The 14,189-nt window shown below is 49.5% G+C and carries 11 protein-coding genes and 3 tRNA genes; 11 read left to right on the top strand and 3 right to left on the bottom strand.

Features of this window, described 5'->3' with window-relative positions; all coding sequences use genetic code 11:
* Positions 1–27 precede the first annotated feature (27 nt).
* Positions 28–456, top strand: a complete 429-nt coding sequence (locus tag PG728_RS07875; protein ID WP_270626861.1) for a hypothetical protein — start codon at positions 28–30, stop codon at positions 454–456.
* Here the strand turns inward: PG728_RS07875 and PG728_RS07870 are convergent.
* A complete protein-coding gene (locus PG728_RS07870) occupies positions 401–3,157 on the bottom strand; it encodes a DEAD/DEAH box helicase (protein ID WP_270626859.1) in 2,757 nt (918 codons plus the stop codon). The genes PG728_RS07875 and PG728_RS07870 overlap by 56 nt on opposite strands.
* Positions 3,158–3,212: 55 nt before the next feature.
* Here PG728_RS07870 and PG728_RS07865 point away from each other — a divergent pair, with 55 nt between their 5' ends.
* From PG728_RS07865 to PG728_RS07845, 5 genes are all read left to right on the top strand, one after another.
* On the top strand, positions 3,213–4,007 hold the full coding sequence (locus tag PG728_RS07865) for a fumarylacetoacetate hydrolase family protein (RefSeq protein ID WP_270626857.1): 795 nt from the start codon (positions 3,213–3,215) through the stop codon (positions 4,005–4,007).
* Positions 4,008–4,262: 255 nt separating this feature from the next.
* Entirely contained in the window at positions 4,263–5,795 is a 1,533-nt protein-coding gene (gene gltX, locus PG728_RS07860; RefSeq protein WP_270626855.1) for a glutamate--tRNA ligase, read from the top strand.
* Positions 5,796–5,898: 103 nt separating this feature from the next.
* Positions 5,899–5,970, top strand: a tRNA-Gln gene (locus PG728_RS07855).
* Between the two features lie 29 nt (positions 5,971–5,999).
* A tRNA-Glu gene (locus PG728_RS07850) sits at positions 6,000–6,072 on the top strand.
* Between the two features lie 94 nt (positions 6,073–6,166).
* Positions 6,167–7,471, top strand: coding sequence for a histidine--tRNA ligase (locus PG728_RS07845; RefSeq protein ID WP_270626853.1), 1,305 nt, complete (start codon positions 6,167–6,169; stop codon positions 7,469–7,471).
* 172 nt (positions 7,472–7,643) lie between these two features.
* Here the strand turns inward: PG728_RS07845 and nhaA are convergent, their stop codons facing one another.
* Positions 7,644–9,005 (bottom strand): Na+/H+ antiporter NhaA, encoded by a 1,362-nt coding sequence (nhaA, locus tag PG728_RS07840; protein WP_270626851.1) that lies wholly within the window; start codon positions 9,003–9,005, stop codon positions 7,644–7,646.
* A 143-nt stretch (positions 9,006–9,148) separates the two neighbouring features.
* Between nhaA and PG728_RS07835 the strand changes: the two genes are divergently transcribed.
* The 4 genes from PG728_RS07835 to PG728_RS07820 all read left to right on the top strand — a co-directional run bounded on the left by PG728_RS07835 (position 9,149) and on the right by PG728_RS07820 (position 12,575).
* Positions 9,149–9,222, top strand: a tRNA-Leu gene (locus tag PG728_RS07835).
* Positions 9,223–9,378: 156 nt separating this feature from the next.
* Complete coding sequence (locus PG728_RS07830) at positions 9,379–10,320, top strand: Bax inhibitor-1/YccA family protein (protein ID WP_270626849.1); 942 nt, start codon at positions 9,379–9,381, stop codon at positions 10,318–10,320.
* A gap of 80 nt (positions 10,321–10,400) precedes the next feature.
* A complete protein-coding gene (locus PG728_RS07825) occupies positions 10,401–10,898 on the top strand; it encodes a hypothetical protein (protein ID WP_072509735.1) in 498 nt (165 codons plus the stop codon).
* Positions 10,899–10,997: 99 nt separating this feature from the next.
* Positions 10,998–12,575, top strand: a complete 1,578-nt coding sequence (locus tag PG728_RS07820) for an AI-2E family transporter (protein WP_079985863.1) — start codon at positions 10,998–11,000, stop codon at positions 12,573–12,575.
* Between the two features lie 27 nt (positions 12,576–12,602).
* Here PG728_RS07820 and PG728_RS07815 read toward each other — a convergent pair whose 3' ends face one another.
* Positions 12,603–13,367: an isoprenyl transferase gene (locus PG728_RS07815; RefSeq protein WP_072509733.1), complete on the bottom strand. Its 765-nt coding sequence runs from the start codon at positions 13,365–13,367 to the stop codon at positions 12,603–12,605.
* 128 nt (positions 13,368–13,495) lie between these two features.
* On the opposite strand from PG728_RS07815, the gene trhA reads away from it, so the two are divergent.
* On the top strand, positions 13,496–14,185 hold the full coding sequence (trhA, locus tag PG728_RS07810) for a PAQR family membrane homeostasis protein TrhA (protein ID WP_270626845.1): 690 nt from the start codon (positions 13,496–13,498) through the stop codon (positions 14,183–14,185).
* Positions 14,186–14,189 lie beyond the last annotated feature (4 nt).

Below are 14,189 nucleotides of genomic sequence, written 5' to 3'. Positions count from 1 at the left end.
GAAGAGATTATGTGAGATACTTTTGATATGAAATCCAAGAAAACAAAATCGGATAAAAAGTTTCGATACGGTAAAATAGTAACCCTATCGATTATTATTGTGGTTGCTTTTTCAGTGGCATCCGGGCTTTTTTGGGTGACTGGGAAACCAGATATTAAAATATGGATGTTTTTTAGTTCCACACTAATTTATATGCTTGCCAGTGTGCTATTAACTAAAGTATCTAAAAATGAAAAAGTATTCTCAAATAAAACTATAAATAGTGCTGCCGGCTTTCTTCTAGACGTATTTTATGGCATATTTCTCGGCTTATCAGCAATGACTGCTATGGAAATAAAAGGTTCTAGTATATGGAGTAATCTAGGCTATTATCTATGGGTTATTGTTGCTTTTATATTCGTTAGTTCCTATTTAGCTGCTCGCTATTCATCAACAAAGCATCAGCTAAATCGGTGATAGAGCTGGAAGCGTTTACCACTGAAGAAAATAAATCGCGTTTACGCTGTTGAAGTTGAGAAACCTTTTCTTCAATAGTTCCTGCCGAAACCAGGCGATAAACATTGACCGGTCGCTCTTGTCCGATACGGTGCGCCCGGTCAATAGCCTGCTCTTCCACCGCCGGATTCCACCACGGATCCATCACAAACACATAGTCGGCAGCGGTTAAAGTAAGCCCCGTGCCACCAGCCCGCAGTGAAATTAAGAAAACCTGTGCCTCGCCCTCGGAAAACTCCTTAACAACCTGGTCACGCCGCCGAGTCGAGCCATCAAGGTAACAAGTTTTTATCCCCGCGGTCTCTAAAGCCTCCTTAATTAGCCCTAAATAGGATGTGAACTGGGAAAACACTAGGGCTTTATGGTCAGGTATAGTCTGCAACTGCTCGATAAGCGTACGGGTTTTAGCGCTAAAAGTCTTTGCTCTTGCCCCCACCAGACGCAGATCTAGGCTGGCTCGCCGCAGCGCGGTCAGCGCCGCTAAAATTGACATCCGGTTGCCTTCCCCTAACATTTTCCCAACTTGCCGGCGTGCTTGAGCTTCAAGTTCCCGATAGGCGAGGGCATGATTCGGCTCTAAATCAACTCGCAACACCTGCTCAATCTTGGGCGGCAAATCGGGAGCAACCTGCTCCTTGGTGCGGCGCAACATATAGGGAGCAACCAGGGAACGTGCCTGGTCACCTCCCGATAACTCCAGGGCAGAAAACTGTTCTCGCGAAAGCAAAGTTCCCGGTTGCGCCAAAGATAATATCGCGTGTAAATCCGTTAAAGAATTCTCTAGGGGAGTGCCGGTAGCGCAAATCGTCCAGTCTCGACGCATATCGGCGAGGACGCGCCAGGCTTGGGTACGCGGATTCTTCACTTGCTGTGCTTCATCGAGAATTAATCCTTGCCAGCGGTTACTTGTAAAACTATCGGCGTGGCGACGCAATAACCCGTAGGAAGTGATTACCAAATCAGCCCCGGCAAAGCCCTCTTCAATTTGAGTACCACTGCGCAGGGAAAGCACCGAAATATCGGGATAGAATTGTTTAGCTTGACTCTCCCAAACATTAATCACCGATGTGGGAGCGACAATTAGGACTTGACCGCAAACCGGTAGTGACTTAATCGCCGCCAAAATCTGCAGGGTTTTCCCGAGCCCCATCTCGTCGGCCAGCAGAGCTCCCGGTCCAATCGCTAGTTGAGCCAGCAGCCATGAGACACCGGCTTGCTGGTATTCACGAAGTTTTACTCCCCGAGGTGAAGCAATCTCCGGTAAATCAATTTTTAGAGAATTCCAAGCGTCCAGACCGTTTATTTTAACTTCAGTTCCCTCTAAAATCTGGGAGAGCTGAATTATTGCAGGATGGATTCCGCGCTGATTTAGCCTGGTGCGGTTATTGAGCAGCGTCAAAAAATCCATTTCGGATTCAGTTAAATAAGTGTCTTTTCCAATCAGCCCGCCGCGCTCGCGAATCTGCGATAAATCGGTGACATCGTAATCGCGCCCCTCTACGCCCTCTGCGTACTCTACATCCTCTACGCCCTCTAACCCCTCTAACCCTGCAAAATGTAAGCGCACTTTCGGGGTAAACCAGCCGTATTCATTGGGGATTAAATCCAGTTCAATTTGCCCTCCGGACTGGGAAAAAGAACGCGGAATCCCGCGGCGGTCAATATGTAGAGGTTCGCCAGAAAAAGCATTTTCAAGCTCGTCCAATAACTGGTTTATCCGACTGGCAGGGTAAGAAAGATAACTGTCGAAAGTCGCCATCGATACCTGGTTTCTAAGCCAGGTACTAACCCTTTCAAACAATTGGGTTATTTGCTCTGGTGGGGCAGTGGTTTCTCGAAAATGTCCAGCCCACTCCCGCACAGGGCGTAAGTGGATTCGATACTGCTCGTCCTCTGGCATCGTAGACACCTGTAACCGATAACGATACTTTGGGCAGGTGAACGTGCCGTCTAGCGAACCGGCGGCGAAAATATCATTTAGGCGGGGAAAATCTTGCAGTAAAAACTCTTCACAATCGGCTTGGGGAATGCACACCGGTTTTGCTCCCAACACTCGCGAGAGGTCAGCGGCGCGGTCATCCCAGAGGGCGACTAACCCCAGTTCACGGCTAGCCACGATTTGAGAACCGGCAGCTACGCAGGTAGAAGCAGATACCCGTAAATCATGGTTAGTGGCAGAAAAGTCTATCCCGAAACGCACCACCAAATCCCCGCGGGAAGAAAAGTCCAGGAACGGACTGGCTAGGGCAGAAGAAAACTTTAGATTAGTGAGTTTCTCGCTTCCGGTGGCGAATCCAAAACCGGCGCGAGCCAATTGGCGCATGGCCAGTGAAATTTCGGTGTTGTCACTGGCGGAACGCATATGAGGAGCCTTTAGTAAAAGTGGAGCCACCTGTCGCAAGCAGCTTAGCTGCGTCCTATCCAATCCGGCACAAACCGATTCCCATTTTGTTTGGCAAAGGTCGCGCCAACTGGCACGACTTCGAGTCCAAGCCCCCGAAACCTCACGGCGTAACGGATGAAAAGAACCGTCTAATTCGATGCAAATTCCTAAATCGCTTCCAGGTTTAACTGGAGGATGCGTGGGGGAAAACATAGCATCAAGTAGCCTATGCCAGGGCTTATTAGGCAAATTGTTAGCTGAATCATCGAGTAGGCTCAACTATTCCTCCTTCGCTCATCCTTTCTACTTTAGCAAGGGCGTTAAACTTGGCTCTATGAAGATTGTGCGATTTCGGATTGATGATTCCCTCATTTACGGTGCGTTAGAAGATGGAAGTGAACGGTTAGTTGCCTTAAAAGGTGACCCCCTATTCCAAAAGGCCGAACCCTCCGGGCAGCTTTATACTTTAGAGGAGGCACGGCTGCTATCTCCAGTAATTCCTCGCTCGAAAGTCGTTAGCTGTTTTCAAAATCAGCCTTTAAATTGCGAGGAAGACTGCGGCGCAGACTCTGTCGGTGTTGAAATAACGCAATTTCCACAGGTGGCTATCAAACCCAATACTGCGGTTATTGGTCCAGATGACCCGATTGCTATCCCCGCCTGGGGCGGAGGTAACACCCAGATTTTTGTAGGGTTAGCAGCAGTGGTGAAAACTATTTGCAAAAATGTCCTATCCGATCAGCTTGACCAGGTCATAGCGGGGTGGACTATCGGGCTTGACTGTAGCTTGGGCAATGAAAATCTGGGAGGTTGTCAGCGCCGAGCTTGGGACACTTCAGCTCCGCTCGGTCCTTGGATTGTGGTAGATCCTACTTTTAATCCCGACCAGGTAACATTTAACGCCAAAGTGGACGGGGTAGAGGTTGCAACCGCAAATAGCAGTGATTTTAGCTACCGCGTATGTGATGCTTTCGCTAAGGTCAGCGCCATGATGACCTTGCTGCCTGGGGACGTAGTGATTGTGGGCGGAATGTACCTGCCGGAACCTGTACGTCCTGGTCAGCGTCTTCAGGCAATGGTTAGTGGTATTGGAGTGCTCGAAAATCTGGTGGTCAGTGCTTCCCGCTAGTTACCTGTCGATATAGATGGCTTTTTAGCTTTTCTGCTTCCCCGCTTCAGCTTTTAGGGATTTCTTTCCGAGGACGTGCTTGCCGTGAGCCTTATCGCCCGCCGGTTAAACCAGGGTAGGTGAGTGGCGTTCGGCAAGCTCGTAGCTTCAGGAACGACTGGTAGGGCAGGAGCTTTAGCGGCAGTTTCGAGAAAGGAATGGGCAAGGAAGTAGAATGAGGACGAACTTCCGACTTTTAATAAGGAGACTTTAGGTATGACTTCGGAGTCTGTTTCCGATATTCGCGTGCGTTTTTGTCCGTCCCCAACCGGTACTCCCCATGTGGGAATGGTGCGTACCTGTCTATTTAACTGGGCATATGCGCGTCACACCGGCGGTACTTTTGTTTTCCGAATCGAGGATACTGACGCGAAACGGGATTCTGAGGAATCTTTTCAGCAAATCCTAGAGTCTTTGCGCTGGTTAGGGCTAGATTGGGACGAGGGTGTGGATAAGGGCGGCTCCTATGGTCCGTATCGGCAGAGCCAGCGGATGGAGATTTACAAAGATATTGCCCAAAAACTGCTTGCGGGCGGATATGCCTATGAATCCTATTCCACTCCCGAGGAAGTAGCGGCTCGCCATAAGGCCGCTGGGCGCAATCCTCAGCTAGGTTATGACGGCTTTGACCGCGACCTCACCGAGGAACAGATTGCTGCTTTCCGGGCAGAAGGACGCCAGCCGGTACTGCGGATGCGGATGCCCGATGAAGATATTTCTTTCACCGACTTGGTGCGGGGAGATATTACTTTCAAAGCGGGATCAGTACCCGATTATGTGATTGTGCGTGGCGGTGGAGACCCCCTATATACCCTGGTTAATCCGGTAGATGATGCCCTGATGCATATTACCCATGTGCTGCGCGGGGAAGACCTACTCTCGTCTACCCCGCGCCAAATTGTGCTTTATCGTGCCTTAATTGAGCTTGGCATTACCGACCGAATTCCCGAGTTTGGGCATTTACCTTATGTAATGGGGGAGGGAAACAAGAAACTATCAAAACGCGATCCCGAATCGAATCTGTTACTTCATCGAGAAAATGGAATGATTCCCGAGGGGATGCTCAATTATTTATCGCTATTAGGCTGGTCACTGTCAGCTGATGAGGATATCTTTAGCAAGGAACAGCTGGTAGCAGCCTTTGATATTCATGATGTTAATCCGAATCCGGCGCGTTTTGATTCTAAAAAAGCCCTGGCAATTAATGCCGATCATATCCGGCTGTTAGATTCTGATGATTTTACGAAGCGAATCGTTCCCTACCTGTATGCTGGCGGTTTTCTTAGCCAAGATAATTGGGATGATATTCAAGAAAACGAACGGGAACTGCTTAGAATCGCGGCCCCGCTAGCTCAAAGCAGAATGCAGGTACTTTCACAGGCAAAATCTTTACTCGGTTTCCTATTTATCCCCGATGAAAAAGTGGAATATCAAGAAAAACCGCTGCGCAAACTCAAAGACAATGCCACCGCAGTACTAGCCGCAGCTATCGAAGTGATTAAAGCCTTGCCGGAGGGCGAAGTAGGGCGGCTCGGAACTATCGGCGATTCCCAGACCGTAAAAGATGCTATGAGTAAAGTCATGGTAGAAGAAATGGGTCTGAAACCTCGCATTGCATTCCAGCCTTTATTTGTGGCAATAACTGGATCTAACGTGTCGATTCCGGTGTTCGATTCGATTGGGATACTAGGAAAAGACTCCACCGTTAAACGTTTGCAGCAACTATTAACCCACCTGCAACAGCAATAATATCTGGTGATTAGTCACACAACGAAATGATTTGAAGCGGGATAACCTACTGGGTTAAAGTAGGTGACTGTGCGATTAAGCGTCAGCTTAGTTGAACAGCCCTTGGGGTATGGTGTAATCGGTAACACGGCTGATTCTGGTTCAGTTGTTCTAGGTTCAAGTCCTGGTACCCCAGCGAAGTAAGAACAATTGTTCTTTTTCTACGCCCCCATAGTCTAGAGGCCTAGGACACCGCCCTCTCACGGCGTAGACACGGGTTCGAATCCCGTTGGGGGTACAACGCTTTTTATTTAGTTTTGTTTTTACCGGAAGCCTAGAGGGCTTTCAATTGCTAAACTCCGGTCGCTTTCGCTAATGCTAAAGTTAAAACCATGTCTGGAAAAATAGTTGCTACTCGCGGAATGCGAGATTTTTTACCTACTGAAAAAGCCTGGCGGGAACGGGTATTGGCTGTGCTGCGTGAAACCTATACTTCTTTAGGCTTTATGGAGCTGGAAACTCCCGCTCTAGAGCCTATTGGTCGCCTCCAATCCGGGCAGGGCGGAGAGAACGAGAAAATGATTTTCCAGGTTATGCGGCGCGGTCTTGACCCGCAGGAAGCTATTTTGCCTGGAGACGCGGCAGACTTGGGTTTGCGCTACGATTTGACCCTGCCTTTAACCCGTTATTTCGCTACTCACCAGGCGGAACTGCCGAATGTGTTCCGTGCTTTCCAAACCGGCCCGGTTTGGCGCGCCGAGCGTCCGCAAAAGGGGCGTTTCCGCCAGTTTAACCAGGTAGATATCGATATTTTGGGGGAGAGTTCTTTTAGTGCAGAGGTCGAAATCTTAGCGACCGCATGGAGTGCTGTTACCAAACTGGGGTTAGACAAAGACTCTACCGTGTTGATTAATGATCGCCGTTTCCTGCGTGACCTGATGAGGGCTGCCGGTATTGATGGCGATAAGCAGGATAGTGCCTTTATCACCTTGGATAAGCTGGAGAAAATCGGTCAAGAGGCAGTGATTAAAGAACTGGTTACTCACGAGATTGCTAGTGATAGTCAAGCTCAATCTTTGGTTGCAGCGGTAGCTAGCATTTCCGCTGTAGACCTGCAAGCAGATACGAAAACTTTGGAAGTATCTGGTTTACAAACCGAGCTGCCGCTATATGACCTCGGTGAAATTGCTGCTCAGGTTGGTAAAATCTGCCCCGATATTAAAATCAAGTTCACCCCCACTTTGGTGCGCGGTATGGGGTACTACACCGGTTCGATTTTCGAGGTCTCCCACACCGCTTCCGGCTCCTCGATTTGTGGAGGAGGACGCTATGACGGGGTAGTAGGACGCTGGCTCGGACGAGACGTACCGGCGGTTGGTTTTAGTTTCGGTTTTGAACGCATCGTTGATTTAGTTTCTCTACCGGAAGTGGGAGAAAACTTGAAAGTCGCCCTCGCCTATCAAAAACCCCAGGAAGCGTTGGCGGCGCTTGGTCTTAGACAGGGGCTATTACAGGAGGGGGCGCAAAGTGCTGGGTTGTTAAAAGCGCCACGTAAAATCTCGGCAGGATTCTTTACCCAAGCAGCTGAGCTAGGCTACAACCGTTTGTTACTACCTAGTAAATATCTAGCGGTCGCCGAGCAAGAATGCCCAGATTATGCAGCGCTGCTGGGTGAGGCGCGCGTCCTCGAACAGTAGGTTTCGAGGACGAAAATCCCCCTATAGCGGAAAGCTACCTAAAAGGGGAGCTTAGTATCTGTTAATCCCCCTAGACTCCGCTCTGTAGCCGCCTAGCAAAAGGGCTGCTACCTGGAGAGTAAAGTCTAGGGGGGATTAGAAGCAGAGGTCAGCTAATAGATACAGAACAGATTTATTCTGCGTCCTTAAGATGCTTAACTCTCAGCTTCAAGGCAACTGCGGCGATTATCACCGATGCGAGAGTCCCCATTAGCACCCCGAGGGAGCCAGCTTGGGTAAGCTCCTCGTCCCCTCTAAAGGCTAGGTGGGAAATCAATAGTGCCACCGTAAAACCGATACCAGCGGTTATAGAAATCGGGAGTACATCGCGCATTCCTACGCCCTCACCTAAGGTAAGCGGGGTAACCTTGGTGAATAAAGCCACTGAGCCGAAAATACCCAGGAACTTTCCCAACGGCATTGCTAGCATCACCGAAATTGCTATCGGGTGAGTAATCACGTTGAGGGGACCTCCTGCCACATCCACTACGTTTACCCCGGCAGCGAAGAATGCGAATATCGGCACCACCAGTCCCGCGCTAAAGGGATTAACGGCCTCGGTTAAACGCTCAGTTTCTGGTTCTTCCTCATTTGGTCGCTGCTTGGCGGGTACCGTCATTCCCAACAGCACCCCGGAAATAGTGGCATGTACTCCCGAGTCAAACATGAAATACCAGGTAACAATGCCCAGAGGAATCAGTATCCACCAGCGTCCAATTCGCCTTTGGGCTAAGAAACCAAAAATCGCGGCGCAGACCAATGCCAGCAGCAGCGATAAAAAGTTCATCCCGGTGGCGTAGAAGATAGCAATTACTAAAATCCCACCCAGGTCATCGGCAACCGCTAGGGTCAGTAAGAAGGTACGCGCAGCTAGTGGCAGACCGCGACCAAAGATTTGTAATATCGCCACTGCGAAAGCAATATCGGTAGCGGTGGGAATCGCCCACCCGTGCCAGGCATTATCCCCGGAAATCGCAGTTCCTATCAGGTAGACACCGGCAGGACCAATCATGCCGAATATTGCGGCGATAATCGGCATGGCTGCGACCCTAATGTTATGCAATGAACCAATCGTGAACTCTTGTTTTAGCTCAAGTCCCACGGTAAAGAAAAACAAAGTCAAAATACCGTCCTGTGCCCATTCGTGAACCGACAGGTGCAGTCCTAGCGAACTGGGGCCAAATTCAAAGTTAGAAAGAGCCATATATGCTTCGCGCACCGGGGAGGGGGCATTCGCTAATAGCAGAGCGAAGATTGCAGCAAAGACCAAAATCATTCCGGCAACGATATCGTTTGCCAGGATTCTTTTAATCGAGGTCGCCACCCCGTGGGGAGCCTTCTCGGTGTAGTCCTTGGGGTGGGGAGCCGCTAAATCCTGGTAGTCAGGGGGACTAACCAGCTCTTCAACATCTTTTTCTAATGGATAGTAATGAATATCTCGCTGAGCTTTATTGTCAGCGGATACCTTGAATTTCTCTTCGCGTTTTTCGCTCATATCTTTACTTTAACGGTTATTCGTTTCGACAATCGGCAGCGCCTAAGGTTTAATATGACAGTGGTGCTTTTCTGCGGGCTATGCCTAAAGAACAGCAAACCTACCTGATATTCCCGGTCTTACCGGGGTAAAAATCCTGGTAGGCCCCCGTAGCCCAATCGGTAGAGGCAGCTGACTTAAAATCAGTCCAGTGTCGGTTCGAGTCCGACCGGGGGTACTCTCCATTTTTCTTTCTGAACTTATCCAGATTTTTTTAAGGAACACTCGCTAACGTTTTCTCTAGTGACAGTGTTCTTGGCTTTGACGCTTTCGCAGGCGGACTGCCATAGTCGCAACTGGAAAACGGCAAACACCTACAGAAAGAGAGATTCAGATGGCAAATCCGGTTATGAATCAAGTGGGCGAACAAATGCGCCGCACCCCTGCCGGGTATCCTGAAATGCCTGGGTACCAGGTAGGAACTAACGCCCCTTATGGAGAGAATACCTCAGCAGGAAACCCGGTTTACCCGCAGAGCGCCACCCCGGTGGGGACATCTGAGTATGACCCTCATACTGCCAATAATGGGACTGCCTACAATCAGGCGGAGCCGCTTGGGGCTGCGCAAAGAATTTCCCGCCCTATGACCCTGGATGATGTGCTGGTGCGTACCGGGGCAAGTTTCGGGGTGATGATTTTAGCCGCTGCGGCGCTGTGGTTCTGGGGAGTAAATGATCTGACTGCGAATGCCGGAACTATGCTCACCATTTCTTCCGTCTCCGCTCTGGTGGCGTTTGCGCTGGTGCTAGTTTCTTCGTTCCGCCAAAAACCTTCCGCGGCGATTACTTTGGGTTATTCCCTCTTCGAGGGGCTGTTTATCGGGGGAATCTCTGCTTTCTTCGAATACACCTACCCGGGTATTGTGATTCAAGCGTTGCTGGGTACGGCCGCGGTGTTTGTAACCTGCCTGGTGCTGTTTAAAACTGGGCTGGTGCGGGTGAATTCAAAGTTCATGAAGATAATGCTGGTTGGCATAGTAGGAATCGTGGTTTATCGGCTTCTAGCTATGGTTTTGGCGGTGCTCACCCCAGCTAGCGCAGTTGGCAACTTGGGTCAAATCACGCTATTCGGGCTACCCTTAGGACTGCTGGTGGGGCTATTTGCAGTGATTTTCGGCGCAATGTCACTAATCTCAGATTTTGATATGGTTCGCGAGGGCGTGCGTCTGGGAGTCGATAAAGAAATGTCTTGGAGCTGCGCCCTAGGGATTATGGTCACCGTGGTGTGGCTCTATGTCGAGATTTTGCGGATTATCGCTATTCTTCGAGATAACTAGCTTAATTGCTCTGTTTATGGGGGCAGCTGCTATATAAATAAGTAGTAGCTGCCCCCATTTTTTGTTGAAAGGAATCTGCCATGTCGGTGATTGTGAGAACCCCAACTCTGGTTGATGCTGCCGGTGCAGCTATGGCACACTACCAGATTCTCACCGAGACTATCGGTCATGCGGCTCCAGAATCGTTTTGGGAAAAATATACCGAAGAGGCTTTAGTTGGCTATTGGCATGAGCAGATTTTGCAAACTAAAGGGCGCGCTATTGCTTTTGCTTCGCGGGGTAGGCAGGTAGTGGGAATGGCTTATGTAAGAAAGTCTTCTCTAAACGACCATAACTTAGGACCGGCTCCCCGCGACCTGGATATTGCCTTTTTTGGGGTGATTGAGCAATTCTATTCACCGCAAGTAGCTCAACGTTTACTGGACTATGTACTTGATCACGATACTCCCGCACAGATTTGGGTGCTGCGCTCTGACCAGCTAAAGCGCAGATTTTTGCGAATTAATGGTTTCACTATGGACGGCTTGAGTTTAATAGACGAAGAGTCGGGGCAATTCATTTCTCGTATGACCCGCTAGCCCCGTTGCCACTCAAGAATTAGTTCCTACAGCGGTTAATAGTATCGCTGTTATCTGCTGCTTTACTAATAGGGTCGGAGGCGCTGATACCCTTTAACTATGACCTTTCGTCTTGAACGCTTTACCAAAACAGCCAGAAATCTAGTGGATTCACTGTCCTCGGCAAGGAATAAGTCGTCCGCACCACATCCCGAAATGCCCTCTTATCGCGAGGAAATGCCGCAGATGAAAGAAAACGACAGGGAAGCTACCCCGCAAGAAACTGCGGTTCCTCTCACCCTGCGGGTAGCAGCAGATTGGTCATGGCGGATGCTGGTGATTGCTGGCGCGTTCGCCGGGTTAGTTTTTGTAATTAGCAAAATTCAAATAATAGTGGTTCCGGCGGCAATCGCCGTTTTGCTAGCTGTGCTTTTAGAGCCGCTTTTGCGACTGCTGTTTATTAAACTACATTTTCCGCGTACTCTGGCGGCAACCGTAACCTTGCTTATCGGTTTGGGGGTAGTTACCGCGATGATTTCGGTGGCTACTACCCAGCTTGCTTCGGAACTTCCGAACTTGGTTTCGCGCACTAAAGACGGCATTGATGAGGGGATTCAATGGTTAGCTACCGGTCCTTTGCAACTTGATACCAACACGGTGTCTGACCTATGGGCACAAGCCCAAGAGCAAATCCAAAATTATGCCCGTAAGAACGCCTCCTGGCTTGCCAGTAATGCCCTGGGCACTATGTCGGCTGTGGCCTCCGCCTTTACCGGGCTTCTTACCGCGTTATTCTGCCTATTCTTCTTTCTTAAGGACGGAAGAAAGATTTGGCAATGGTTTTTACGTCTTTTACCCCGGTCGGCACGCAATCCTTTGAACGAAGCCGCCATTCGCGGTTGGGTTACTTTGGGGGCGTATACCCGCACTCAATGTCTAGTTGCTGCTATTGATGCGATTGGTATTGGGGGAGGAGCCTTTATTATCGGGGTTCCTTTAGCGATTCCCTTGGGGATGCTGGTTTTCTTGGCTGCGTTCGTGCCTATTTTGGGCGCTATCATCTCTGGCATGATGGCAGTAGCAATTGCCCTGGTTGATAAAGGGTTTACTACCGCGGTAGTGATGGTGATTATTATCCTGGTTGTGCAGCAATTGGAATCAAATCTGCTTCAACCAGCATTAATGTCTAATGCGGTCAGTTTGCATCCAGTAGCGGTTCTATTGGCGGTTGCAGCTGGCGGGGCATCTGTAGGAATCATTGGAGCCGTATTTGCGGTACCGTTGCTGGCGTTTATAAATACTACGGTGCTCTACCTGAAAGGATATGACAGCTTTATCCGCCTCAACTATCAGCAAGATAGACCGGGAGGACCTCCTGGTTTGCTAGATAAAGAACTTGCAGAATCCTCTCGTCCCAGTGACCAAAATCTATCTGAGGCTCGGGAGGCAAAGGCTCTGGCCGAAAAGAATGGTGAGAATAAAACTCCTTATGAACATGCCAAAAAAGCTGAAAAAGTACAGTTGCAGATTCAGGATGCGCTCAGCGAGTTCGCTAGTTCCGATCCGAACCAGACTGTTCCGGGAGATGCTAAAACCGATTTTGAGGTAGGAGCCCAAAAGAAAATTGAAGATACGATACACTCCCAAAAGGTAGCTATGACTAAGGGCGAGGGGTCTGAGGGGAACTCTAAAGACTGACGGGAAACAGCTAATGCGCAGCGGGGGTTATTTTCCCATGCGACGCTCGCGTAAAGCGAAATCACGCAGCGCCCTATAGAAATCAATCTTGCGGAAGTCTGGCCAGAACGCTTCACAGAAATAGTATTCTGAATGGGTAGATTGCCATAGGAGAAACCCGGAAAGACGCTGTTCACCAGAGGTGCGGATAACTAAATCCGGGTCGGGCTGACCGGCGGTATAGAGGTGAGAGGTAATCTCATCTACTGACAGGTTCTCGGCTACAGATTGTAAATCTGTCCCTGAACTGGCTTTTTCAAGTAGTAAATCGCGTACCGCCTCGGTTATTTCTTCTCTTCCTCCGTAACCGACCGCGATATTTACGGTTAGGGGAGAGTCCTGGCAAGAGTTAGTTACTGCTTGGCTTAGGCGCTGTTGTACCGGCTTAGGTAAGAGGGATAGGTTTCCCAGTAAACGCAGATGCCAATGCCCTTGGGATGAAATTTGTTCTACTACTGCGCAGATTATGTCAAAGAGTTTGTCTAATTCCTCTCCGGAACGACGGAGGTTGTCTGTTGAGAGCATCCAGAGAGTTACTAGCTGGATACCTACCTCTTCACTCCACCCCAGGAACTCTAGTGCTTTATCAGCTCCAACCTTATGACCGGTTTCAGATTTAGCACCCATTTGACGAGCCCAGCGCCGATTACCATCGAGAATTACTCCCACATGACGCGGCAGCGACTCGGTGGGCAGCGCTTTCTCTAGGTTGCGGGCATATAGGCGATATACCAGGTTACTTAGGTGGCTCAATCTCGCTCCTTTATGAGGTAGACATTAGGATTTTACCCCGCCTAGGAGATGTTTGACACCCTCGATAAGTTACGCTACCGTAGGTTATTGATGATTGCATAAAGTTTTCACCAGCTCAGGAGGGGACAGTGCAAAGCCAAAGCGAAACTCAAAATCGGTTATCCGAAGTGGATAGGAAAGATGCTTACGGTTATAAACCTAAAATGCGTGGCTGGATTCATGCCGGAACCGCACCACTAGCTTTAGCAGCCTCAATAGTTATGCTTTGCCTTGCTGATAACGTGGAAAAACGGTGGGCGTGTGCGGTTTTTCTAGTTTGCTCTTTGCTGTTATTTGGAGTTTCCGCCCTATATCACCGGGTTCCTTGGGGTAGGCGGGGCTACGGGGTGATGAGACGCCTAGATCACTGTAATATATTCTTGCTGATTGCCGGGTCATATACCCCAATAGCGGTATCCCTACTAAACAAATCGCAAACTACCCATCTACTATTAATAGTATGGCTAGGGGCATTACTTGGTATTTTCCTATCAGTTTTTTGGGTTAATGCTCCTCGCTGGGTATATGTCCCCATCTATATTCTTCTAGGGTGGGTAGCGCTGTGGTATATGAACCCCATCCTCATAGCCGGGGGATGGGCGGTTATCTGGCTGCTCATTGCCGGGGGGCTGTGTTATTCAATTGGGGCAATTTTTTACGGGATTCGCTGGCCGGGTAGAGACGCAAAATATTTTGGCTATCACGAGATATTCCACAGTGGAACGGTAGCGGGCTGGGTGTGTATCTGTATCGCCGCCTATTTCGCAGTATTGTCCTAGTGCT

The organism is Varibaculum timonense (genome assembly GCF_027694345.1).
GTDB lineage: Bacteria > Actinomycetota > Actinomycetes > Actinomycetales > Actinomycetaceae > Varibaculum > Varibaculum timonense_A.
Note: the sequence above shows the minus strand (reverse complement) of the source record. Positions and strands in the feature narration are given on the sequence as shown.

Coding starts and splice junctions, on each gene's coding strand:
- PG728_RS07875 (WP_270626861.1), top strand. CDS start 28: ATGAAATCCAAGAAAACAAAATCGGATAAAAAGTTTCGATACGGTAAA.
- PG728_RS07865 (WP_270626857.1), top strand. CDS start 3,213: ATGAAGATTGTGCGATTTCGGATTGATGATTCCCTCATTTACGGTGCG.
- gltX (WP_270626855.1), top strand. CDS start 4,263: ATGACTTCGGAGTCTGTTTCCGATATTCGCGTGCGTTTTTGTCCGTCC.
- PG728_RS07845 (WP_270626853.1), top strand. CDS start 6,167: ATGTCTGGAAAAATAGTTGCTACTCGCGGAATGCGAGATTTTTTACCT.
- nhaA (WP_270626851.1), bottom strand. CDS start 9,005: ATGAGCGAAAAACGCGAAGAGAAATTCAAGGTATCCGCTGACAATAAA.
- PG728_RS07830 (WP_270626849.1), top strand. CDS start 9,379: ATGGCAAATCCGGTTATGAATCAAGTGGGCGAACAAATGCGCCGCACC.
- PG728_RS07825 (WP_072509735.1), top strand. CDS start 10,401: ATGTCGGTGATTGTGAGAACCCCAACTCTGGTTGATGCTGCCGGTGCA.
- PG728_RS07820 (WP_079985863.1), top strand. CDS start 10,998: ATGACCTTTCGTCTTGAACGCTTTACCAAAACAGCCAGAAATCTAGTG.